At 72.6% G+C, this 22,619-nt stretch carries 19 protein-coding genes; 8 read left to right on the top strand and 11 right to left on the bottom strand.

All coding sequences use genetic code 11. The annotated features are described in order from the left end of the window. Positions 1 to 65: 65 nt before the first annotated feature. Positions 66 to 1,433 (top strand): acetyl-CoA carboxylase biotin carboxylase subunit, encoded by a 1,368-nt coding sequence (gene accC, locus QFW80_RS14020; protein ID WP_280602596.1) that lies wholly within the window; start codon positions 66 to 68, stop codon positions 1,431 to 1,433. On the opposite strand, the gene QFW80_RS14015 is transcribed toward accC, so the two are convergent. Then, positions 1,430 to 1,861 carry a hypothetical protein gene (locus tag QFW80_RS14015; protein ID WP_280602595.1) on the bottom strand — a complete coding sequence of 144 codons (432 nt, stop codon included), beginning with the start codon at positions 1,859 to 1,861 and terminating at the stop codon, positions 1,430 to 1,432. The genes accC and QFW80_RS14015 overlap by 4 nt on opposite strands. After that, a complete protein-coding gene (locus QFW80_RS14010; protein ID WP_280602594.1) occupies positions 1,858 to 2,817 on the bottom strand; it encodes a hypothetical protein in 960 nt (319 codons plus the stop codon). The genes QFW80_RS14015 and QFW80_RS14010 overlap by 4 nt, the downstream gene beginning before the upstream one ends. A 403-nt stretch (positions 2,818 to 3,220) precedes the next feature. Here QFW80_RS14010 and QFW80_RS14005 point away from each other — a divergent pair, with 403 nt between their 5' ends. Next, positions 3,221 to 3,634, top strand: a complete 414-nt coding sequence (locus QFW80_RS14005; RefSeq protein ID WP_280602593.1) for a CopL family metal-binding regulatory protein — start codon at positions 3,221 to 3,223, stop codon at positions 3,632 to 3,634. A 108-nt stretch (positions 3,635 to 3,742) separates the two neighbouring features. Continuing rightward, complete coding sequence (locus tag QFW80_RS14000; protein ID WP_280602592.1) at positions 3,743 to 5,593, top strand: copper resistance system multicopper oxidase; 1,851 nt, start codon at positions 3,743 to 3,745, stop codon at positions 5,591 to 5,593. Here the strand turns inward: QFW80_RS14000 and QFW80_RS13995 are convergent. Continuing rightward, complete coding sequence (locus QFW80_RS13995) at positions 5,539 to 5,955, bottom strand: hypothetical protein (RefSeq protein WP_280602591.1); 417 nt, start codon at positions 5,953 to 5,955, stop codon at positions 5,539 to 5,541. The genes QFW80_RS14000 and QFW80_RS13995 overlap by 55 nt on opposite strands. A gap of 69 nt (positions 5,956 to 6,024) precedes the next feature. Between QFW80_RS13995 and QFW80_RS13990 the strand changes: the two genes are divergently transcribed. After that, the gene (locus QFW80_RS13990) at positions 6,025 to 6,771 is read left to right on the top strand and encodes a copper resistance protein B (RefSeq protein ID WP_280602590.1); all 747 of its coding nucleotides are present in this window, start codon (positions 6,025 to 6,027) and stop codon (positions 6,769 to 6,771) included. Between the two features lie 28 nt (positions 6,772 to 6,799). Here QFW80_RS13990 and ung read toward each other — a convergent pair whose 3' ends face one another. The 5 genes from ung to rhlB form a co-directional block, all read right to left on the bottom strand. Then, positions 6,800 to 7,504 carry a uracil-DNA glycosylase gene (gene ung, locus QFW80_RS13985; protein WP_280602589.1) on the bottom strand — a complete coding sequence of 235 codons (705 nt, stop codon included), beginning with the start codon at positions 7,502 to 7,504 and terminating at the stop codon, positions 6,800 to 6,802. Next, a complete protein-coding gene (locus QFW80_RS13980) occupies positions 7,501 to 8,343 on the bottom strand; it encodes a response regulator (protein WP_280602588.1) in 843 nt (280 codons plus the stop codon). Before QFW80_RS13980 ends, ung begins: the two co-directional genes overlap by 4 nt. A 6-nt stretch (positions 8,344 to 8,349) precedes the next feature. Beyond that, positions 8,350 to 9,288, bottom strand: a complete 939-nt coding sequence (ftsX, locus tag QFW80_RS13975; RefSeq protein WP_280602587.1) for a permease-like cell division protein FtsX — start codon at positions 9,286 to 9,288, stop codon at positions 8,350 to 8,352. Continuing rightward, on the bottom strand, positions 9,281 to 9,970 hold the full coding sequence (gene ftsE / locus QFW80_RS13970; protein WP_280602586.1) for a cell division ATP-binding protein FtsE: 690 nt from the start codon (positions 9,968 to 9,970) through the stop codon (positions 9,281 to 9,283). Before ftsE ends, ftsX begins: the two co-directional genes overlap by 8 nt. Positions 9,971 to 10,124: 154 nt before the next feature. Continuing rightward, positions 10,125 to 11,951, bottom strand: a complete 1,827-nt coding sequence (rhlB, locus tag QFW80_RS13965; protein WP_280602585.1) for an ATP-dependent RNA helicase RhlB — start codon at positions 11,949 to 11,951, stop codon at positions 10,125 to 10,127. A gap of 365 nt (positions 11,952 to 12,316) precedes the next feature. Here rhlB and trxA point away from each other — a divergent pair, with 365 nt between their 5' ends. After that, entirely contained in the window at positions 12,317 to 12,643 is a 327-nt protein-coding gene (gene trxA, locus QFW80_RS13960; RefSeq protein ID WP_280602584.1) for a thioredoxin TrxA, read from the top strand. Between the two features lie 241 nt (positions 12,644 to 12,884). Then, positions 12,885 to 14,645 (top strand): transcription termination factor Rho, encoded by a 1,761-nt coding sequence (gene rho / locus QFW80_RS13955; protein ID WP_280602583.1) that lies wholly within the window; start codon positions 12,885 to 12,887, stop codon positions 14,643 to 14,645. A gap of 259 nt (positions 14,646 to 14,904) precedes the next feature. Here rho and QFW80_RS13950 read toward each other — a convergent pair whose 3' ends face one another. The 3 genes from QFW80_RS13950 to QFW80_RS13940 all read right to left on the bottom strand — a co-directional run bounded on the left by QFW80_RS13950 (position 14,905) and on the right by QFW80_RS13940 (position 19,427). Further along, the gene (locus QFW80_RS13950) at positions 14,905 to 15,786 is read right to left on the bottom strand and encodes a TonB C-terminal domain-containing protein (RefSeq protein ID WP_280602582.1); all 882 of its coding nucleotides are present in this window, start codon (positions 15,784 to 15,786) and stop codon (positions 14,905 to 14,907) included. A gap of 103 nt (positions 15,787 to 15,889) precedes the next feature. Then, positions 15,890 to 19,162 (bottom strand): ankyrin repeat domain-containing protein, encoded by a 3,273-nt coding sequence (locus QFW80_RS13945; protein WP_280602581.1) that lies wholly within the window; start codon positions 19,160 to 19,162, stop codon positions 15,890 to 15,892. Beyond that, positions 19,155 to 19,427, bottom strand: a complete 273-nt coding sequence (locus tag QFW80_RS13940) for a YcgL domain-containing protein (protein ID WP_280602580.1) — start codon at positions 19,425 to 19,427, stop codon at positions 19,155 to 19,157. The genes QFW80_RS13945 and QFW80_RS13940 overlap by 8 nt, the downstream gene beginning before the upstream one ends. Positions 19,428 to 19,590: 163 nt before the next feature. Here QFW80_RS13940 and QFW80_RS13935 point away from each other — a divergent pair, with 163 nt between their 5' ends. Next, positions 19,591 to 21,954 carry a S9 family peptidase gene (locus tag QFW80_RS13935; RefSeq protein ID WP_280602579.1) on the top strand — a complete coding sequence of 788 codons (2,364 nt, stop codon included), beginning with the start codon at positions 19,591 to 19,593 and terminating at the stop codon, positions 21,952 to 21,954. Beyond that, the gene (locus tag QFW80_RS13930) at positions 21,951 to 22,442 is read left to right on the top strand and encodes a PH domain-containing protein (protein WP_280602578.1); all 492 of its coding nucleotides are present in this window, start codon (positions 21,951 to 21,953) and stop codon (positions 22,440 to 22,442) included. The genes QFW80_RS13935 and QFW80_RS13930 overlap by 4 nt, the downstream gene beginning before the upstream one ends. The last annotated feature ends 177 nt before the right edge of the window (positions 22,443 to 22,619 follow it).

Below are 22,619 nucleotides of genomic sequence, written 5' to 3'. Positions count from 1 at the left end.
ACGTAGCGAACGCCCGCGGGCCGGCAGGCCTATGGGCCGTGTGGTGAACGACTTGAGACCAGACCATGCTCGATAAAGTAGTGATCGCCAACCGCGGCGAAATCGCGCTGCGCATCCTGCGCGCGTGCCACGCGCTGGGCATCCGCACGGTTGCCGTGCATTCGACCGTCGACCGCAACCTCAAGCACGTGGCGATGGCCGACGAGTCGGTGTGCATCGGCCCGGCGCCGTCCAACCGCAGCTACCTCGACATGCCGGCGATCATCGCCGCGGCCGAGGTCACCGACGCGCAGGCGATCCATCCCGGCTACGGCTTCCTCAGCGAGAACGCCGACTTCGCCGAGCGCGTGGAGCAGTCGGGCTTCGTGTTCATCGGCCCGAAGGCCGAGACCATCCGCCTGATGGGCGACAAGGTCGAGGCGATCCGCGCTATGAAGGAGGCCGGCGTGCCCTGCGTGCCCGGCAGCGGCGGCCCGCTCGGCGACGACGTCGCCACCAACGTCAGGATCGCGGCCGAGATCGGCTATCCGGTGATCGTCAAGGCGGCCGGCGGCGGCGGCGGCCGCGGCATGCGCGTGGTCCATACCGAGGCCGCGCTCGCCAACGCCATCGCCACCACCAAGCAGGAAGCCAAGGCCGCGTTCGGCAACGACATGGTCTACATGGAGAAGTTCCTGGAGAACCCGCGCCACGTGGAAATCCAGGTGCTCGCCGACGGCCAGGGCAACGCGATCCACCTGGGCGAGCGCGACTGCTCGATGCAGCGCCGCCACCAGAAGGTGGTCGAGGAAGCGCCGGCGCCTGGCATCACGCCCGAACTGCGCGCGGAGATCGGCAAGGTGTGCGTGGAGGCGTGCATCCGCATCGGCTACCGCGGCGCCGGCACGTTCGAATTCCTGTTCGAGGACGGCCGCTTCTACTTCATCGAAATGAACACCCGCATCCAGGTCGAGCACCCGGTCACCGAGCTGGTCACCGGCATCGACCTGATCCGCGAGCAGCTCAAGATCGCCTCGGGCCAGAAGCTCTCGATCCGCCAGGAGGACGTGGTGCTGCGCGGCCACGCGGTGGAATGCCGCATCAATGCCGAGGATCCGGACACCTTCCTGCCCTCGCCCGGCCTGATCCAGCATTTCCATTCGCCCGGCGGCCCCGGCGTGCGCGTGGACTCGCACATCTACGAGGGCTACACCGTGCCGCCGAACTACGATTCGATGATCGGCAAGCTGATCGTGCACGGCGCCGACCGCGAACAGGCGATCGCACGCATGCGGGTGGCGCTGTCAGAGATGGTGGTCGACGGGATCAGGACCAACATCCCGCTGCAGCAGCGGATCATGGCCGACGCCGGCTTCCAGGCCGGCGGGCAGAACATCCACTATCTGGAAAAGCGCCTGGCCGAGCGCAAGGACAAGGCACTCTCGATCGGCTAGTCCGTCGGCAGCAGCCGCCCCGCGCCGCCCGCCGCGGGCGGTTCGCCGCGCAGGCCGTCCAAGGGCCGGTCCGCCGCATCGCGCTGTGTGCCGGGGATGGGGACGATGCCGTCGCTGGCCGCGGGATTGGTCACCACCACATACTCGCTCGAGCCGTCCGGCCAGACCACCCGCAGCGTGGTGCCGGGCGCCAGCGAGGCGAACGGCGCGCCGCTCTGGGCGCGGTAGGCGGCCGCCATCTGCGCCGCGCCCAGGTTGCGCATGTCCTCGCTGGCGTGCACGGTCACCGCCGCCACCTTCGACAGGTCCGCATAGGCCTCGTCGCCCGCGTCGAGCACGGTGAGCCCGATCGCGGCCACCGAATACACCGCGAACAGCAGCAGCCAGAACAGGCCGGCGAACCGGCGTCTCGTCATCTCGAACTTCATGGTGCTCCTCCGAAACGCTCCACCAGCGCATCCACCGCGGCGCTGACGTGGTCCACGCTCTGCCGCGGGATCGCGGCGTCGTACACGAATGCCTCGAACCCCTGGGAGGGGTCGCGCGAACAGATGCCGCCGTTGACGCAGTACGAGGTCATCAGCGTGCTCCCGGGCCCGCAGTCGGCGCCCATCCGGCACGCCGCCAGCTGCCAGACGACGGCCTGGTACTGTGGCGCGACGTCGCGGTCGAGCAGCGACAGCCAGTCCGGCACCTCGACCGCGGTGGACAGCGCTCCGAAAGCTGCGGGGTCGCCCGCGCTCGCGATCCGCTCGAGCAGCGCTCCGGGATAGTCGTCGGAGGTGGCGACCGGTTCGCCGCGCGCCAGCAGTTCCGCCTCCGCCGGCAGGCTGCCGCCCTGCGCCGCCTGCATCCGCAGCTGTCGCACGCGCGCCGGCGAGAACCCGTCGCCCGGGGTGAAGCGGCGGCAGCGCGTCGCCACCCGCGCGCGCGCGGCGTTCATCGCCTCCACGGCCGGGAAGCCCGCGGCCTCCAGGGTCGCGCTGTCGCGCGCGAATGCCGCCGGATCGGTGGCGTAGCCGGCGCAGTAGTCGACCACCCGGCTCATCAGCCACGCGGCTTCGGGATCGCCCTCGCGCAGCGCCGGCTGCAGCTGTTGCGCATACGCGAACAGGTCGTCGCCGGCTTCGAGTCCGCGCCGGAGCGGCGGCGCCAGGCGGACGGTTGCCGGCATGCCGTCGGGGCGGGCGTCGTCGCGCGACGCGGGTGGGGGCGTGACCGGGATCGCGTCGATCATCGTCGCCGCGGCCGGACGGCCAGGCGCGGAGGCCGCAGCGCCCGGCGCGGACGGCGCATCGGGCGCGCCATGCCCACCGCGCGACAGCCAGAGTCCGAGTGCCAGCATCAGGGCGACGGCGGCCAGCAGCACTACGCGCGGCTGCACATGGCCCGCTTCGATGCTACGCCACGCGTTGTCTTGGCCGACCTGCATCGACAGGCTCGCTCGAGGGAGGCACGGCGGCGGCTGGCGCCCGCCATGCGGGTGGAGCCGCGATTCTATCCGCTCGGGGCCGACGCGACGCGCTGCGCCGCACGGCCGCGCCGGGAACCCCGGCCGGGGCCCGACCCGCCCATACCCGGGCCGGGCCCTCACCGGTCCGCGCGAGCGCCGTGCGCATCGCCACATTGCGACATCGTCACATCATCGACCGCGACGAGCCGCGCCTGCGCCCATCGGGCCGGATCGTCTGAACGAGCGGCCTCCAGATGTCCGTCCGCCGGCCGCCGCGGCATCGGCCAGCCAGGGCCTGCGCTATCCTGAGCGCTCCCGACCATCCCCCGCCCGCGTGCTGTCGCTCCTGTCCCGCCTGCTGCTGTGCCTGTGCCTGCTGGTCGATACCGTCGCCCCGGCGATGGCGGCCACGCACCTGGCGCGCGCCAGCGCTCCCGCGAGCCAGACGCCCGCCACGCCCGCGACCGCCGCCATGCCGGCGATGCCCGCGGCGCATGGGGATTGCCACGACATCGATACGGAGGCCCGTGCCGCGCCCGCCGCGCCCGCCGCACCGGCCTCGCCGTCGCCCATGGACGGCGATTGCCTGGAACGCTGCCTCGAGCTGTGCCTGCAGCACGGCGTCGCGACCCTGCCCGCGGCCGCGCCCATGGCGCACCCGGCCGATGCCGCGCCAGTTGTGTCCGCCGACGCAACGCAGCTGGCCCACGCGCACGCCTTCCCCCCGCTGCGACCACCGATCGGCTGAGTCCCGCCGCGCCTGCGGCCAGGACGCTGCGCCACGCACGACGTGCGGCGCGTTCCGCCATTCCCGATCGACCGGGCGCGCGTTGCGCGCGCCCCACGGAGCATCGACATGATCCATCGCAGTCCGCGACTGCCCGCGCACGCGCCGGCCTCGCCGTCGCGTCGCCATTTCGTCCAGGGCCTGGTGCTGGGCGGCGCCGCGCTCGCCGCCGGCACCCTGCGCCTGCCCGCACAGGCGCGCGAGACCACCGCCGCGGTGCCTGGCACCGAACTGGCCGGCAGCGATTTCCGGCTCGACATCGGCCAGAGCCTGGTGAACTTCACCGGTCGCCCGCGCCAGGCGATCACCATCAACCACCGCCTGCCCGCGCCGGTGCTGCGCTGGCGCGAGGGCGACACCGTCACCCTGCGCGTGGCCAACCACCTGCCGCCCGGCGTGACCACCTCGATCCACTGGCACGGCATCCTGCTGCCGTCGAACATGGACGGCGTGCCGGGCATGAGCTTCGACGGCATCGCGCCGGGCGAGGCGTACCTGTACCGCTTCACCCTGAAGCAGTCGGGCACGTACTGGTACCACAGCCATTCGCTGCACCAGGAACAGGCGGGGCTGTACGGCGCGATCATCGTCGACCCGCGCGAGCCGCCGCCCTACCACTGGGACCGCGAGCACGTGGTGCTGCTGTCGGACTGGACCGACCTGGACCCGGCCGACCTGTTCGCGCGATTGAAGAAGGCGCCGCACCACGACAACTGGTACAAGCCCACGGTCGGCGACTTCCTCCGCGACGTGCGCCGCGACGGCCTCTCGGCCACCCTCGCCGACCGCCGCGCCTGGGGCCAGATGCGGATGACGCCGAGCGACCTGTCGGACGTCAACGCGCACACCTACACCTACCTGATGAACGGGGCGACGCCGTCGGGCAACTGGACCGGCGCGTTCCGCCCGGGCGAGAAGGTGCTGCTGCGCCTGGTCAACGCCTCGGCGATGACCCATTTCGACGTGCGCATTCCCGGGCTGAAGATGACCGTGGTGGCCGCCGACGGGCAGTACGTGCATCCGGTGAGCGTGGACGAGCTGCGCATGGGCGCGGCGGAAACCTTTGATGTGATCGTGGAGCCGTCGGGACAGGACGCCTACACCGTCTTCGCCCAGGACATGGGCCGCACCGGCTACGCGCGCGGCACGCTGGCCGTGCGCGCGGGGCTGGAAGCGCCAATACCGGCGCCCGACCCGCGCCCACGACTGACCATGGACGACATGGGCCACGGCGGGCATGGCGCGCACAACCCCGGCGGCAAGGCGCTGGAAGGCGGCTGCGGCGCGGCGATGATGGCCGAGGGCGGGTGCGGCGCGGCGATGCACGGGTCTGGCGCGGGAGCGCACGATGGCCACGGCGCCCATGCATCCGGGGCCGATGGCGCCGGCATGCAATCGCATCCGGCGAGCGAAGCCGGCAATCCGCTGGTCGACATGCAGACCATGGCGCCGACGCCGCGCCTGGACGATCCCGGCATCGGCCTGCGCGACAACGGCCGCCGGGTCCTCGCCTATGCCGACCTCAAGAGCGTGTTCGACGATCCCGACGGCCGCGAGCCCTCGCGCACGGTCGAGCTGCACCTGACCGGGCACATGGAGAAGTTCGCCTGGTCGTTCGACGGCATCCCGTTCGCCAGCGCCGAGCCGCTGCGCCTGAATTACGGCGAGCGCATGCGCATCGTGCTGGTCAACGACACGATGATGCAGCACCCGATCCACCTGCACGGCCTGTGGAGCGATCTGGAGGACGAGGCGGGCGGATTCATGGTGCGCAAGCACACCGTCGACATGCCGCCGGGCACGAAGCGCAGCTACCGCGTGCGCGCCGATGCGCTCGGCCGCTGGGCCTACCACTGCCACCTGCTCTACCACATGGACGCCGGGATGATGCGCGAAGTGCGCGTGGAGGAAGGCGCATGAGCCGGCATCCGCGCACACTGGCCCTGCTCCTGCTCGGGCTCGCACCGCTCGCCGCCGCCGCGCAGGAGGGTGGGCACCCGCAGCACGCCGCGCAGGTCGACCATGCCGGACACGACGCTCAGACCGGCCACGCCGATCATGGTCGGGCCGCTGATCGCAGCGGGCCCGTCGGCCATGCGGCCCATGCCGGGCACGCGCCGCACACACCGCCCGCCGCGCAGGACCACCCTGACGGCCACGGCGAGGCCACCCACGCCGCGCCGACGCAGGGCTGCACGCCCGCGCATGCGGCCATGGGTCACTGCACGCCGGGGCAGTCCGCAGAGGTGGACGCAGAGCCTCCCGTTGACGGCGATCCGCATCGCGGACACGGCGCTCCTTCCGCGTCAGACGCCGCCCTGCCGGATGCCTGCACGCCCGCACACGCCGCGATGGGCCACTGCACGCCCGCGGCCGACGTCGCGCCGCGCGAGCCGATCCCGCCGCTCACCGACGCCGACCGCGCCGCCGCGTTCCCCACGCTCGAGCACGCGCACATGGCGCACGGCGCGACGACCTGGCGCCGGCTCGACATCGACCACCTGGAAGCCTGGGACGATGGCGACGCGCGCGGACAGGCCTGGGAGGGCAAGGCCTCGTGGGGCGGCGACATCCATCGCGCCTGGCTGCGCAGCAGCGGCGAGCGCAGCGGGGGCCACCTCGAATCGGCGCAGGTCGAACTGCGCTACTCGCGCGCGGTCGCCCGCTGGTGGGACGTGGTGGCGGGCATCCGTCGCGACTGGGGCGAGGCGCCGTCGCGCACGCGACTGGGCGTCGGCGTGCAGGGCATCGCGCCGTACATGTTCGAAGTGTCCGCGATCGCCTACGCCGGCGAAGGCGGCGGCGTGTCCGCGGACCTGGAGGCCGAATACGACCTGCGCTTCACCAACCGGCTGGTGCTGCAGCCCGCGCTGGAAGTCGAACTGAACACGAAGGACGACCCGCAGCGCGGCATCGGTCGAGGCCTGTCGACGGTCGAAGCCGGCTTGCGCGTGCGCTACGAAGTCACGCGACGGTTCGCGCCGTACGTGGGCGTCGTGCACGAGCGCGCGTTCGGGCGCACCGCCGACCTGCACGCGGAAGACGGCGAAGCGGCGCGCGACACGCGCTGGGTCGCCGGGGTCAAGCTCTGGTTCTGAACACGGTCGAGGCGTGGCGCGCGTGCGGTCACGCCTCGACTTGCGCGCGCGGCGGCAGCGACCAGTCGATCGACGCCTGCCCGTGCCGCACCAGGTAGTCGTTGGCGGCGGAGAAATGCCCGCAGCCGAGGAAGCCGCGGTGCGCGGACAGCGGCGAGGGATGCGTCGTGCGCAGCACGCGGTGGCGACGCCCGTCCACGATCGCGCCCTTCTTCTGCGCGTACGCGCCCCACAGCAGGAACACCAGGCCTTCGCGCTCGCGGTTGAGCACGTCGACCACGTGATCGGTGAAGCCCTCCCAGCCGCGTCCCTGGTGGGCGCCGGCTCGCCCCTCCTCCACGGTGAGCACGGCGTTGAGCAGCAGCACGCCCTGCCGCGCCCACGGCACCAGCCAGCCGTGGTCGGGGCGCGGGAGCCCGAGGTCGCGCTGCAGTTCCTTGAACATGTTCTCCAGCGACGGCGGCACGGGCACGCCCGGGCGCACCGAGAAGCACAGTCCGTGCGCCTGGCCGGGGCCGTGGTAGGGATCCTGGCCGAGGATCACCACCTTGACCCGGTCGAACGGCGTCGCCTCGAACGCGGCGAAGATCTCCGGGCCTGGCGGATAGATGCGCGCGCCCGCGGCGCGGCGTTCGCGCAGGAACGCCGACAGCGCGCGCATGTCATCCCGGGCGAACCAGTCGCCCACGCGCGCCTTCCACGATGGTTCCAGCCGCACGTCCGGCGCGTTCATGCCTGCAGCGGATGGTCCGGCAGCCGCGACAGGCGCAGCTGGAACAGCGCCTTGGTCGCCAGCAGGCGTTCCTCGATCGGCTTGAGCACCAGGTCGTTTGCGCCCTGGCGCAGCAGCGCGGCCTGGTTGTCGCGGTTGTCGTCGCCGGTCATCACCAGCACCGGCAGCCGGCGCTTGCCGTAGCCCAGGCCGTTGCGGACCTTGTCGAGCACGTCGCGGCCGTCGAGCTCGCCCTTCAGGTACAGGTCGGTGAGCACCAGGTCGGCGCCGGGCGCGGCGTCGGTGCCGGCGTAGGCCTCGAGGTAGGCGATCGCGTCCTCGGCGTTGGTGACATGGGTGACGCGCATCTGGTGCGCCTCGAGCATGCGCCGGATCGCCACCGCCACCGTGCGGCTGTCCTCGATATACAGCACGTGCGCGTCGGCGATCGGCTGCGGCTGCACGTAGCCACGGATGAACGCGGCCAGCGCGTTGTGGCCCAGGCCCTTGTCGAAGTAGTCGGTGACGTCCTCGGTGAAGCGGCGATCCTCCAGGTGCGACTGCACGTCGCCGGAGATCACGATCACCGGCACGTAGCGCTGTCCGCCGGCCTCGCGCACCGCGCGCGCGACCTGCAGGCCGTCGCCGTCGGGCAGCACCAGCGCGGTGGTCACCAGGTCCACCGGCTCGGCCGCCAGCACCGCGCGCGCCTCGGCCAGGCTGCCGCCCTCGGCCACGCGCACGCCCGGCAGTTCCTTCTGCAGCACGGCGAGGATCAGCTTGCGCACCAGCTTGGAGCCGTCCACCACCAGCACGCACGGGGTCTCGGTGTCCAGGTGGCGCAGGTCGTGCGACATCATGTCGGCTCAGGTCTCCGTGGGGCGCGTCTGGCGCAGGAAGTGGCCGGTCACCAGGCCGGCGCCGAACCAGCCGAGCGCGGTCGCGCCGGCGAGTACGGTCAGGGTCCACGGCCCGTCGATGCCGCCGAGCGCGAACCGGCTGCCGTAGCTGGTCGCCAGTTCGGCCAGCGGACCGCGCAGCGCCGCCGCCGCCGCGGCGAGCAGCGCGACCGCCATCGCACCCGCGGCCAGCCCGTACCAGGCGCCGAGGTAGAGGAACGGGCGCCGGATGAAGCCGTCGGTGGCGCCGAGCAGCTGCAGCACGCCGATCTCCTCGCGCCGCGACTGGATGTCCAGGCGCACGGTGTTGCCGACCACCAGCAGCGCGCCGAGGCCGAACAGCGCGGCGAGCACCCAGGCCACGCGTCCGCCGAAGCGCAGCCAGGTGTCCAGGCGCTGGCGCCACTGCGCGTCGTGCTGCACCAGTTCGGCCTCCGGCAACTGCCGCAGCGAGTCGGCCACCATCAGTTCGTCGCCGGCCGGCAGCACCAGCAGCGCGTGCGGCAGCGGGTTGTCGTCGCCGACCGCGTCGATGATCCCGGCCAGCGCGTCGTCCTCCCGCAGCGAGGCCAGCCCCTGCTCGGGCGGCACGTGGATCACGTCGGCGACATTGCCGCGCGCGCTAAGTTCGCCGGCCAGCGCCGTGGCGCGCGCGGCGTCCACGTCCTGGCGCAGGAACACGCTGATCTCGCGCGAGCGTTCGACATTGCCGGCCAGACGCTCGAGGTTGCCGAGCACCAGCCACAGCCCCAGCGGCAGCGCCAGCGCCAGCGCCATGACCGCGACGGTGAGCAGCGCCGCCCAGGGTTTGCGGAAGACGCGGCCGAGGCTGGCGACCAGGCTGTAGAGGTGGTGGTCGACCCAGGTCCCGAGCGGGGACGGACGCGCGGCGCGGGGCTCATTCATCGGCCAGGTCCTCCGGCGCGATGTCGTCCACCAGGCTGCCGTGGTCGAGCACCAGCACGCGCTTGCGCATGCGCTTGACCAGGCCCAGGTCGTGGCTGGCGATCAGCACGCTGGTGCCGCGTTCGGGCAGCGAGGCGAACAGCGCCATGATCTCGGCCGACAGGGTGGGGTCGAGGTTGCCGGTGGGCTCGTCGGCCACCAGCAGCCGCGGTTCGCCCACCACCGCGCGGGCGATGCCCACGCGCTGCTGTTCGCCGGCCGACAGCTGCGTCGGCAGGGACTGCTCGCGGTCGCCCAGGCCGAGGCGCTCGAGCGCGCTGCGCACCCGCTTGCCGATCTCGCCGCGGCGCTGGCCACGCAGGATCAGCGGCAGCGCCACGTTGTCGAACACGCTGCGATCGGTGAGCAGGCGGTGGTCCTGGAACACCACGCCGACCTCGCGCCGGTGCAGCGCGACCCGGCGCCCGCGCACCTTGAGCAGGTTGCGCTCGTTGAACACCACCGCGCCGCGGCTGGGCCGCTCGGCGAGGTGGATCAGCTTGAGCAGCGTGCTCTTGCCGGCGCCCGAATGGCCGGTGAGGAACAGCATCTCGCCGCTGCCGACGGCGAAACTCACGTCCGCCAAAGCCACGCGCCCGCCGGCGTACTGCTTGCTGACGTTGTCGAAGCGCAGGACGGTCATGGCCGGAGTATCGCAGAACTCATCGGGGCCCAAGCGCACGCCGTGCCGGCTTTGCGGACGCGGTCAAACCCCGGCGTGCGCCGCGGACGCGCGGTGCACGCGGCGCGAACCGCGCGACGCCGGGGCGCGATGCCCCGGCGCAACCGCGCCGCGCTCAGTGCTGGCTGTGCGGCGCGCGCGTGACCAGCTTGCGCAGCCGCGCGCCGATGCGCGACAGCAGCGAGGGCTCGCCCGACGTGCGCGCAGGCGCGGACACCGGCGCGGCGCCGTCGCGGGATGCCCGCGGCGCCCGCGGGACCGACGACTTCCGCGGCTCGCGCGTGGCGCCTTCGCGACTGCCCTGCCCGCCGACCGCTTGCGCCGTCTCCTGCCCTGGCTCGGCCGCACCCTCGACGCGCTTGCCGCGCCGCCGGCGGCGCCGCTTGCGCGGCGGCCGCGATTCGTCCGGCATGGCCGCGGCCACCGCGCCTGCCGCGTCGATCACCGGCGCCGGTGCGGGCGCACCCTCGGCCGGCGCCGCATCGATCGGTGCGGTCGCCGCCTGGGCCTCGCCGTCCTCCGCGCGCGGCTTGCGCGCACGCCGCGGCCGTTCGCCAGCGCCGGCGCCGGACCCGGCGCCCGACCTCGGGCCGCCACGCCCCGCCCCGGGAGCCGGGCGACCGCCGCGGCCACCGCCGCGCTTGGCGTCCTCGGCGGCTTTCGCCTCGCGCACCTCGCGGTAGATCTCGCCGATGCTGTCGCCGTCGCCGTCGTCGTCCTGCGCCGCGGCGTCGCCGGCCAGGGCCAGGCGCGGCTGGCGCGGCAGCGGCACCAGCAGTTCCGCAGTCACCGGCTCGGACGGGATCTTCTGCTCGATGTAGGCCTCGATGTCCGGCAGCCCCATCGCGTAGCGCTCGCAGGCGAAGCTGATCGCGTCGCCCTCGGCGCCCAGGCGCGCGGTGCGGCCGATGCGGTGCACGTAGTCCTCGGCGTCGAACGGCAGATCGTAGTTGTAGACGTGGCTGACGCCGTCGATGTGCAGGCCGCGCGCGGCCACGTCGGTGGCCACCAGGATCTCGAGCTGGCCGGCCTGGAACTTCTTCAGCAGCGACTCGCGCTTCTTCTGCGGCACGTCGCCCGACAGCACGCCGACGCGGTAGCCGGCCTTCTCCAGCGATCGCGCCACGCGCTCGACGAAGGCCTTGGTGTTGACGAACACCATCGTGCGCGCGCCCTCGCTGCGCGAGAGCAGGCCCAGCAGCAGCGGCAGCTTCTCCTCGTCCGAGGGGTAGTACAGCTTCTGGCGCACCTTGGCCGCAGTGATGAACTCGGTCTCGACGACGATCTTCTCCGGCTCGTTCATGTGCTCGTAGGCGAGCTCCAGCACGCGGTGGCTGAGCGTGGCCGAGAACAGCAGGGTCTGGCGCTCGGTGCGGATCGGCATGCGCCGGAGCAGGAAGCGGATGTCCTTGATGAAGCCGAGGTCGAACATGCGGTCGGCCTCGTCCAGCACGCACACCTCGCAGGCATGCAGGGACACCACCTTGTGCTGCTTGACGTAGTCGATCAGCCGGCCCGGGGTAGCGATGATCACGTCGGCGCCGGCCTGCAGCAGGGCGCGCTGCTTGTCGTAGTCGACGCCGCCGTAGACCAGGGCGAACTTCAGCCCCAGCTCGGGCGCGAGCTTCATCGCGTCCTTGTGGATCTGGATCGCCAGCTCGCGGGTCGGGGCCAGGATCAGCGCGCGCGGATCCTCGGGCTTGCGCTCGGCCAGGGCGGGGCTGGACAGCAGCCGGTTGATCACCGTGACCAGGAAGGCCAGGGTCTTGCCGGTGCCGGTCTGGGCCTGGCCGGCGACGTCGCGCCCGGCCAGCGTGATCGGCAGGGTCAGCGCCTGGATCGGCGTGCAGCGGGTGAACCCGGCAGATTCCAGGCCGGCCAGCAGGGCCGGGTGCAGTTCGAAACTGGAGAAGGTGATGTCGGTAAGTGGCTTGTCGCTCATGTAGGGCTTCTTGTGTGCGGCCCCAGCGCGTGTCCCTGCGCCCCGAAGTGCCCCCCGGTCCGCTTGGGTCGCCGCGCCGCGAGGCGCGTATCGCCGCGGTGCGGCGACCCAAACGGGCAGGGAAGTCCTTCAAGCGGCATGACACGCCCTGGAGCTTGCGTGGGCGGCGCCTGCATCGCAGACTGCCTTGGAACGGGGAGGGCGCCGGCTGGCGCGGACCCCGGGCTCGCGGACCATGGGCGCATGGGGTCGCCCGGGATTCCCGTCACGGGTGGCCCTTGAATCGGGCCGCGAATCGCCCAAGTTTACCATCCATCCCGGTGCGGCCGTCCTGGCCGGCCACCGCCCCCTTCCAGGAGCCTTCCGTGAGCGAACACGTCTTCCACGCCAGCGATGCCGATTTCGATGCCGCCGTGCTGCAGTCCAGCGAGCCGGTGCTGGTCGACTTCTGGGCGCCCTGGTGCGGGCCGTGCAAGATGATCGCCCCGGCCCTGGACGAACTGGCCGAGGACTACGCCGGCAAGGTGAAGGTCGCCAAGGTCAACGTCGACGAGAACCGCGCCACGGCGCTGAAGTACCACGTGCGCTCGATCCCGATGCTGCTGCTGTTCAAGGACGGCCAGGTCCAGGCGACCCAGATCGGCGCGGTCGGCAAGGCGCAGCTGGCGCAGATGATCGACAAGGCGCTCTGAGCGCCGCATGTCCGCGACTCGCGGTACCGCGCGCCCGCGCGCGGTACCGTTGCGATGCGAGGGCGCGATTCGCGGCCGCGCACCGGCCTGAACGGCCCGTCCCGCCCGCTTGCCGTCGCCCGCACGCGGTGTTAGTTTGGCTCCATCCGGCGTGGAACTCGGCGCCGCACCCCGTCTGAAAGACTCCCGTCAACACCTTCCGCCCGCTCCAGGGCGCTCGCAGCGAGCGAGGAATTCCCACTTGTCCGACAACACCCCCGACGACGGCGACACCGCCGCCAAGCGCGTGCGCAAGACTGCCACGCGTGCCCCCAGGAAGAGCGCCAAGACCGCCGACGCCGATGCGCCCAGGCTGTTCGATTCCGCCCCCGCCCCGTCCGAACCCCGCGCCGCGGAATCCCGGCCGGCGGCGTCCGAACCCGCCGCGCCCGCCGCACCGCGCACCCCCGATCCGGGCCAGTCCAGCCCGTCGCCCGGCGGCGGCGGCGGTGAAGCGCCGCAGGCGCAGGCCGAGGGCGGGCAGCCGCAGCGGCAGCCGCAGGACGGCCAGCGCAACAACCCCGGCCAACAGAACCAGGGCAACCAGAACGCGCAGGGCAACAACCGCCGCGACCGCTTCCGCAACCGCCGCGACCGCCAGCGCGACCGCTACCGCGAGGGCGGCCTGCCCCAGGACGATTCCGGCAACGGCGAGCAGGCCAGCCGCATGCCGCCGCCCAACATCCCCGAGGGCTTCCCGCAGTACTCGCTGGGCGACCTGAAGCGGATGCCGGCGCACAAGCTGTTCGACATCGCCGAACAGCTCAACATCCACGAGGGCGTGGCCCGCGCCCGCAAGCAGGACGTGATCTTTGCCCTGCTCAAGGTGCTCACGCGCACCCACGAGGGCGTGCAGGCCGACGGCGTGCTGGAGATCCTGCCCGACGGCTTCGGCTTCCTGCGCGGCGCCGAGGCCAGCTACCTGGCAGGCCCGGACGACACCTACATCTCGCCCAGCCAGATCCGCCGCTTCAACCTGCGCACCGGCGACCACCTGTCCGGACGCATCCGCTGGCCCAAGGACGGCGAGCGCTACTTCGCGCTGAACGTGGTGGACACCATCAACGGCGAGCCGCCCGAGGCCAGCAAGGGCAAGGTGCTGTTCGAGAACCTGACCCCGCTGTTCCCGCGCAGGCGCTTCAAGCTCGAGCGCGGCGACGGTTCGAGCGAAGACATCGCCGGCCGCATCCTCGACCTGATGGCGCCGCAGGGCAAGGGCCAGCGCGCCCTGATCGTCTCGCCGCCCAAGGCCGGCAAGACCATGCTGATGCAGCAGATCGCCACCGCGATCACCACCAACCATCCGGAAGTCTTCCTGATCGTGCTGCTGGTGGACGAGCGGCCCGAGGAAGTGACCGAGATGCAGCGCACCGTGCGCGGCGAAGTGGTCTCCTCGACCTTCGACGAACCGGCCGCGCGCCACGTTCAGGTCGCCGAGATGGTGATCGAGCGCGCCAAGCGCCTGGTCGAGCACAAGAAGGACGTGGTGATCCTGCTCGACTCGATCACCCGCCTGGCCCGCGCCTACAACAACGTCGTGCCCTCCAGCGGCAAGGTGCTCACCGGCGGCGTCGACGCCAACGCCCTGCACCGCCCCAAGCGCTTCTTCGGCGCGGCGCGCAACGTCGAGGAAGGCGGCTCGCTGACCATCATCGCCACCGCCCTGGTCGACACCGGCAGCGCGATGGACAAGGTGATCTACGAGGAGTTCAAGGGCACCGGCAACTCGGAAATCCACCTCGACCGCCGCATCACCGAGAAGCGCGTGTACCCGGCGATCGCGGTCAACCTCTCCGGCACCCGCCGCGAGGACCTGCTGATCGAGCCCGACCTGCTGCAGCGCATCTGGATCCTGCGCAAGCTGCTGCACCCGATGGACGAGATCGCGGCGATGGAATTCCTGCTCGACAAGATGAAGAGCACCAAGTCCAACGACGAGTTCTTCGCCTCGATGAGGCGCTGAACCGACGTCGCGATTGAACAGCCGAAGGCGCCGGGCAACCGGCGCCTTCCGTTTTTCGCGGGCCCGCGACACGCACTCCAGCCTCGACGCCCGGTTCACCCTGTCCGAACCGGCATGCCGATCGATTGCGACGACACCGCGATCGGGAACTCGACGGCGAACACCCCGTCCCCCGCACGCCGGAGCATGAGCACGCGTTGTGCGCGGATGCCGGACGGGGTGCGCGGCGCCGCGGACGTTTCGAGGGCGGATCGAGTCGCTAGCCCCCCAGGGGCGTGAGCAATTTACGGCTGGCGCCGGCCTGGTGGACTTCACCGGCGATCAGCGTATCCGGCGAGATGCTCGCGGCGTCCCCGGTCTCCCATGGCACCGGCGCGCGCGGGCCTGGCACATAGGTGTCCCATTGGCCGTAACCGACCTGCCTGCCCGCGTCACGCCGGTCTGCGATGAAGAAATCGACCGGGACCCGAAGGCTCCACGAGTCGTCGTCCTTCCACTCACCCGCGGTGGGGATGTTGAACTGCCACTCGCGCGCCCTGGCCAGCGCGGGCTTCGCGAGCATGTCGCGCATCTGCCGCATCTGCGTCTCGCTGCCGATCGTCCGCAGGTTGACCTGCTCGACGATCGCATCGGCCACGCGGCCCTGCCGGTCCACGCGCAGGACGAGGTACACGGTGCCCTGCGCGTTCACCTCCAGGGCGCGCATCGGATAGGACGGCGGCCTCATCTCCACGGCGCTGACGTACTCGTCGCGCAGGGCCCCGGCGACGCGCTCTTCCGGACTGAGGGCATCGCGCCCGAAATAGCCGTCGCGGATCCAAACCTCGTAGTTGCCGTCGTCCAGTCGTTTTGCCGCCACCCGAAGGCTCATGCGCGCATTGCCGCGGACGGGCTGGCCGTCGACCAGCACGGGCTCGAATTGCCACTGCGGCGCGACCCTGTCGACCAGTCCCGACACGCCTGCAGGCAATGCCTCGCGCTGGTCGATGGTCCAGCCGCTGACGCTGCCGTCCTGCTCGATGGTGACCCGACCGGTCACGAGCATGCTTCCCTCGACCTGCTTGCGGACGGCGCCCGGTCCTGCCGCGAACACGGCGCAGCTGGCGGCGAAAAGCAGCAGGCCCGCGAGCGGGATCCACATCCTCCGGATATGCATAACGCACCTCTTCCCTGGGTCGTGGGGCGATGCTAGCCGGGAACCGGGCGCGGGTGAAGTGCGGACCGCCGGGACGTGTGGGGCCCGATCAACCCCGGTCGCGCAGGAACCGCGCCATCGACACGCCGGCCTGGACCGGGACGTATTCGTGGGCGACATCGACGAAGCCGCGCATCACCGCGATCTCGCGGGGAGTGCGGTTGAGGGCGTCGCGTGCTTCGGGATCGGCACCGGCGCGCAGCAGCCGCTGGGTCAACCGCAGCAGGCCGTGCAGGGCCGCCAGGTGCAGGGGGCCAAAGCCGCGCGGATCGCGCGCATCCAGGCTGGCGCCCTCGTCTAGCAGGTGCTCGATCACGGCCAGCAGCACGTCCTCGTCGCAGGCCGAGCCGGGCTCGGCGCGCGCGCCAACCAGCAGCAGCAGCGGGGTCACGCCGCCCGCGGCAGGGGCGTCGACCTCGGCACCGGCCAGCAGCAGGGTGTCGAACAGCGCCACCAGACGGGTGCGGTCGCGTGCGGTGAAGCCGTACAGCGCGGCGCAATGCAGCGGCGTCAGGCCTTGGGCATCGGTGGCGTGCACGTTGGCGCCGGCGGTCATCAGCCGCGCGCAGAGTTCGGGCAGGCCGAGCGCAGCCGCCAGCATCAGCACGGTCACCTCGCCGGGCAGGCGCTGTTCGAGTTGCGCACCGGCCGCAAGCAGGCGGTCGACGATCTCGATCTGGCGCACGCTGACCGCGGCCGACAGCGGGGTGGCGCCGGTGTGGGCCACGTGCTGCGGCTGCGCGCCCCGGGCCAGCAGCAGGTCGACCACGGCCGGATGGCCGCCACCGCAGGCGCGCAGCAGCGCGGTGCAGCCCTGGCCGTCGACCGCTTCCACCGGCAGCCCGAGATCGATCAGGCGGCGCACCGCATCGGCATCGCCGGCCATCGCCGCGGCCGGCAGGTCGGCCGGCTGCAGCACGCGCCGCGGCAGGGGCCATCCGCGCCAGTCGAGCCAGTCGGCGAGGTCGCGGCGGCCGCTGGCGAGCGCGACACCGAGCGGGGTCTGGCCGTCCTGCGCGCGCATGTCGATGGTGGCGCCGTGGCGCACCAGGGTCTTGAGCACGTCCTCGCGCGCCAGCGCCGCGGCCAGGTGCAGCGCGGTCATGCCGCGAGCGTCGCGGGCGTCGGCATCGACTCCGATCGCGAGCAGGCGTTCGATCAGCCGGTCCCAGCCCAGGTGCACGGCGAGCGACAGCGGCGGATCGCCTGCGGGCGACGACGCGAACGGATCCGCGCCGGCCTCGAGCAGTTCGAGGGCGCACAGTTCGAGCGCGCGCCCGGCCTGGTCGCCGGCGACGCAGGCGGCCAGGAAGCGCGCGAGGCCGCCACCGCCCGCCGGCGACGCGCCGTGGCGCAGCAGCGCCTGCAGCGCGGGCACCGCGGCGGGACCGCGGGCGAGCAGCCGGAACAGCGCGGTGTCGCCGTCGGCATCGCGCGCTTCGACGTCGGCGCCCTGCCCGACCAGCCAGTCGATCCTGGCGATGGACGGCGCCGGCGTGTCGTCGAGCAGCAACGATGCGAGCTCGGCCGGCGTCACCAGCGCTGCGATGCGGTCCAGGTCGTCGAACCGTCCCGCATCCAGCCCCTCGCGCAGCAGTGCCAGCGGCGCGCGGTCTTCCGGCGCGGCCTCGCCACCCTCGGCCTGGACGCTGGGCGGCAGCGCGTAGGCGGGGTCGAGCAGCGCCACCAGGCGCCAGCGCCCGGCCGCAGCGGCGACGTCCACCGCGCGGCGGCCGGCGCCATCGGCGCTCCGGGGATCGAGCCCGAGTTCGATCAGGCGCGCGACCAGCGCCGACGACGGCGCCTCGGCCAGGCAGGCGAGCAGCAGCGCGTGGCGGCCCTCGTGGTCCACGGCGCGCGGATCGGCCTTGGCGGCGAGCAGCGCTTCGAACGTGGCCATGCGCGCGCCGCGCGCCGCCTCGAGCAGCGGCGTGGCGCCGGCAGCGTCGCGCGCCTGCACGTCGGCCCCGGCATCGAGCAGCGCCGCGACGATGTCGGCATGGCCCTGGAATGCGGCGACGTGCAGCGCGGTGCGGCCATCGCGATCGCGGGCGTCGACCTTCGCCTTGTGCCGCAGCAAAAGCTGCACGCCTGCCGGATCGTCCTCGTCGCCGGCGGCCGCGGCCACCAGTGCCGGGGTGCCCGACTCCACGCCCGGGCGCGCGCCGCGTTCGAGCAGGAAGCGCGCGAGCCGCCAGTTGCCGGCGGCGCAGGCGACGCCCAGGGGGGTGAGGCCGTCCGTGTTCTGTACGTCGAGCTCGGCCGAGGCGTCGCGCAGCAGCGCGGCCACGCCGGGATCGGAGCTGCGCGCGGCGTGGTGCAGCGGGGTGTTGCCGTCGCGGTCGGCGGCGCGCGGGTCCGCGCCATTGGCGAGCAGGGTCATCACCGCGTCGGGCCGTCCGTGCCAGCTGTCGCGGGTGGCGGCCAGCAGCGGCGTCAGCCCGGCGTGGGCGGCGTTGACGTCGACGCCGGCGGCGATCAGCGCGCGCAGCAGGCGCAGGTCCGGCAGCACCGCGGCCAGCACAGGCAGCGGACGCTGGTCGCGGTCTTGGTCCAGCGGCAGGGCGTGGGCATCGGCACCCGCGTCGAGCAGCGCCAGCGCCTGCTCCACCCGGCCACCGCGGGCCGCGGCGTAGAGCGCGCGGTCCAGGTCGCCTTCGAACGCCGGTGGATCGATCCGCGACGGCTCGCCGGCCATGTCGACCACCGGCAGCGCGAGCGCGGGCGGCGCGGGGAGCCGCTGCAGCAGCAGGTGCAGCCCCGGCCAGGCCAGGACGCTGGCGCCCGCCATCGCCCAGCGCGCGGCTGACGGCAGCAGGCCGGGCCAGGCGAGGACCACGATCGCACCCAGGATCGCCGCCACGCAGGCGGCTGCGGCCAGCCCGTGCCAGCCCGAGGCATCGCGGTCGCCCAGCGCGTTCCATTGCCGCGACAGCGCGCCGCCGTCGCGTTCGAGCGCGTGCCACAGCGGCCAGCTGCGCCACAGCGCGAGCACGCACAGCCCCGACGCGGCGCTGAGTGCCAGCACCGGACCGAGCCCGGCACCGTCCACGACCGCCGACAGCGGCCAGGCCACCAACGCGCCGACCAGCGTCGCGGCGACCGCCCACAGCGCCAGCAGCGCACGCGCATCGCGCAGCAGGGTGGGGCGATCGCTGTCGCGGCGCTGGCGCCAGCCGCGCACGGCGAGCGCCAGCGCGGGCTGGGCCAGCACGCCGGCCGCGATCGCGACCACGCCACCCAGCCCGGCGGCCAGGGTCAGCGCGACCGCGGACGCGGCGGCGACGAGGGCCTGTCGGCGGCTCGCCGGCGCCTCAGGCATCGGTGCCCCAGTCCTCGTGCATCGGATCCACGCCCGGGGTGGGCGGGAACTGCAGGTGGAATCCGCGCGCGGCGAGGTTCGCGCGCACCTCGTCCGGGTTCTCGCGCGCCAGCGTGCGGCCGGGCGTCAGCGCGACGTCGAGCACGAACTGCAGCGGACCGAGCTGCGTGCGCAGCGGTTCGGGCAGGCGCTCGAACGCGTCGCGCGCGGCGAGGTAGATATAGGTATCGGCCCGGCGCTGGCTCTTGTAGACGTAGGCGTGCATGTCCGCGCAGTGTCACAGATCGCGGAATTGTGCGGGAATTCGGCGCGCCGGGGAACGCGGGTGGCGTTCAGGCCCCGCGCCGGGGCGCGCGCATGACGCTCGGCAGATGTCGGCGTGGCGGCGGCTGGTAGGCTGTCGCGATTCCCGCTGACCACCTGTCCCGATGCGCCGACTGCTTCCGCTGTCCTGCCTGTTCTTCGCCGGCCTGCTCCACGCCCAGCCCGCGCAACCGCTGACGATGGAGCGGATCATGGCCGATCCGGACTGGATCGGGCCACCGGTCGAGCAGGCGTGGTGGTCGTGGGACGGGCAGCGCATCTTCTACCCGCTCAAGCGAGACGGCAGCCGGATCCGCGACCTGTACGTCCAGGACATCGCCGGCGGCCAGGCGCAGCGGCTCGACGGCGCCGCGCGGGCCGAGGCCGATGGCGCCGATCCCGTGCTCGATCCGCAGCGCACGCGCATGGCCTTCGTGCGCAACGGCGATGTATTCGTGCGCGACCTGCGCAATGGCGCGCTGACCCAGCTCACCCGCAGCGAGGCGGACGAGGCTTCGCCGCGCTGGAGCAGCGACGGCGCCTTGGTCTGGCGCAGCGGCCACGACTGGTTCCGCTGGAGCGCGCAGGGCGGCACCGTGGCCCACGCCGCCGCGCCCAAGGCCGAGGACGATCCGGCCAAGCCGCCCAAGCCCGACCTGCTGCGCGAGGACCAGCTGCGCCTGGTCGAGACCCTGCGCGAGGAACGCGACCGGCGCGAGGCCGCGCGCGAGCAGGAAGCCGACTGGCGCCGGGCCGATCCGACCCGCGCGCCTGCGCCGGTGTACCTGGGCAAGGACGTGGAGATCGCCGCCACCTCGCTCTCGCCCGACGGCCGCTGGCTGCTGGTCGCCACCGAACGCAAGCAGGACGAGCGCGGCCAGACGGGCAAGATGCCGAAGTACGTCACCGAATCGGGCTACGAGGAGTTCGAGGACGTGCGCACGCGCGTGGGCCGGAACCTGCCGCGGGCGCAGACCCTGTGGCTCGTCGACGTGCGCGAGGGCACCCCGCGCGAACTCGCCATCGACGCGCTGCCCGGCATCGCCGACGACCCGCTCGCCGCGCTGCGCAAGGCCGGCGGCAAGGACCCGCTCAAGGGTGCGCGCGCGGTGCGCGTGGAGGACGACGCCGATGGCATCCGCTGGAACGCGGACGGCTCGATCGCGGCGCTGATGCTGCATTCGGTCGACAACAAGGACCGCTGGCTGGTCACCGTCGACCCCGCCACGGCGCGCCTGCAGTCGCGCCACCGGCTGTCCGACGAGGCCTGGATCAACTGGGCCTACAACGAGTTCGGCTGGCTCCCGGACCAGCGGACGCTGTGGTTCATGTCCGAAGACAGCGGCTACGCCCACCTGTACACGCTCGACGCCGCGCGCGGCGGGCGGGCGCGTGCGCTCACCTCGGGCCGCTGGGAAGTCTCGCAGCCGGCGCTGTCGCCCGACGGCGCGCGCTTCCACTTCACCTGCAACCGCGCCCGGCCGGGCGACTACGAGCTGTGCACCGTGCCGGTGGACGGCGGCGAGGTACGCGAGCTGACCGCGCTCGGCGGCGTGGAGGGCTTCGCCGTGTCGCCCGATGCCCGTCGCATCGCGCTGCGCCATTCGTCGAGCTACGTGCCGCCGCAGCTGGCGGTGCTCGACGCCGACGGCGGCCAGCCGCGCACGCTCACCGACACCCGCAAGCCCGAATACCGCGAGTACGACTTCCTCCAGCCCGAATACGTGCAGGTGCCCTCGACGCACGGCGCCGGCACCATCTGGGGCAAGTACTACGGTCCGAAGACGATGGAGCCGGGGCGTACGTACCCGGTGGTGCTGTTCGTGCACGGGGCCGGCTACCTGCAGAACGTCAGCGACCGCTACCCGAACTATTTCCGCGAGCAGATGTTCCACAACCTGCTGGTGCAGCGCGGCTACATCGTGCTCGACCTCGATTTCCGCGCCTCGGAAGGCTACGGCCGCGACTGGCGCACGGCGATCTACCGGCGCATGGGCGAACCGGAACTGCAGGATTACCTGGACGGCATCGACTGGCTGGTCGCCAACCGCCAGGCCGACCGCGAACGCGTCGGCATCTACGGCGGCAGCTACGGCGGCTTCATGACCTTCATGGCCCTGTTCCGCGAACCGGGCAGGTTCAAGGCCGGTGCCGCGCTGCGCCCCGTCGCCGACTGGACCCAGTACAACCACGCCTACACCAGCAACATCCTCAACACGCCGGACATCGATCCGGAGGCCTACCGCCGCTCCTCGCCGATCGAGTTCGCCGACGGCCTGCAGGACCACCTGCTGATCGCGCACGGCATGATCGACGACAACGTGTTCTATCGCGATTCGGTGGTGCTCGCGCAGCGCCTGATCGAACTGCGCAAGGACAAGTGGGAACTGGCCAGCTATCCGCTCGAGCGCCACGCCTACCAGCAGTCCGACTCGTGGTACGACCAGTACCGTCGGATCCTGGAGCTGTTCGAGCGCACGCTGAAGTGAACCCCGCCGCCGGCGCGACCGAAGTGCTGCGGCCGGCACCGGGCAAGTGGCTGGCGATGGTCGCGATCAGCGCGGCGCTGGCGTGGATCGGCACGCGCATCCTCGGCACGCACCCGGTGGTGGGCTGGAGCTGCGTCGTCTTGTTCGGGATTTGCGGCGCGCTCGCGGTGCTGAATCTGTGGCCCGGCGCAAGCCGGCTGGTGCTGGACGCCGACGGCTTCGAGATCGTCTCGCTGTTCCGGCGCACGCGCGTGCGCTGGGCGGAGGTGGCGCGCGTCGGCACCGCACGCGTGGGCATGCATCGCGTCGTGGGTTTCGACTTCGTCGACGGCCACGCCGGCGGCGAGCGCCTGCGCCGCGTCAACCGCAACCTCAGCGGCTTCCAGGCGGCGCTGCCGGACACCTACGGCCGATCCGCGGCCAACCTCGCCGCACTCCTCGAAGCGCGGCTCGGCGCGCACCGGGAGGAGACACTCACACCCTCGTAACAGCGCGTTGCGCGTGCGGTGGCGTGCACGCACCGCGTTCCCGGGCGCGAACGCATTCGTCCGTCGTTGCCGCGAAGGCGGGAATCCATGGACGTTCTCCGCTCGACGACAGGCGCTTCCGGCACTCCGCCTTCGCGGGATGCCGCCGCGGGCAACCCGCTGTACGGCGCACTAGAA

Source organism: Luteimonas rhizosphaericola (assembly GCF_029888045.1).
In the GTDB taxonomy this organism is placed as follows: Bacteria; Pseudomonadota; Gammaproteobacteria; order Xanthomonadales; family Xanthomonadaceae; genus Luteimonas; species Luteimonas rhizosphaericola.
This window is presented reverse-complemented; position numbering and strand designations above follow the sequence as displayed.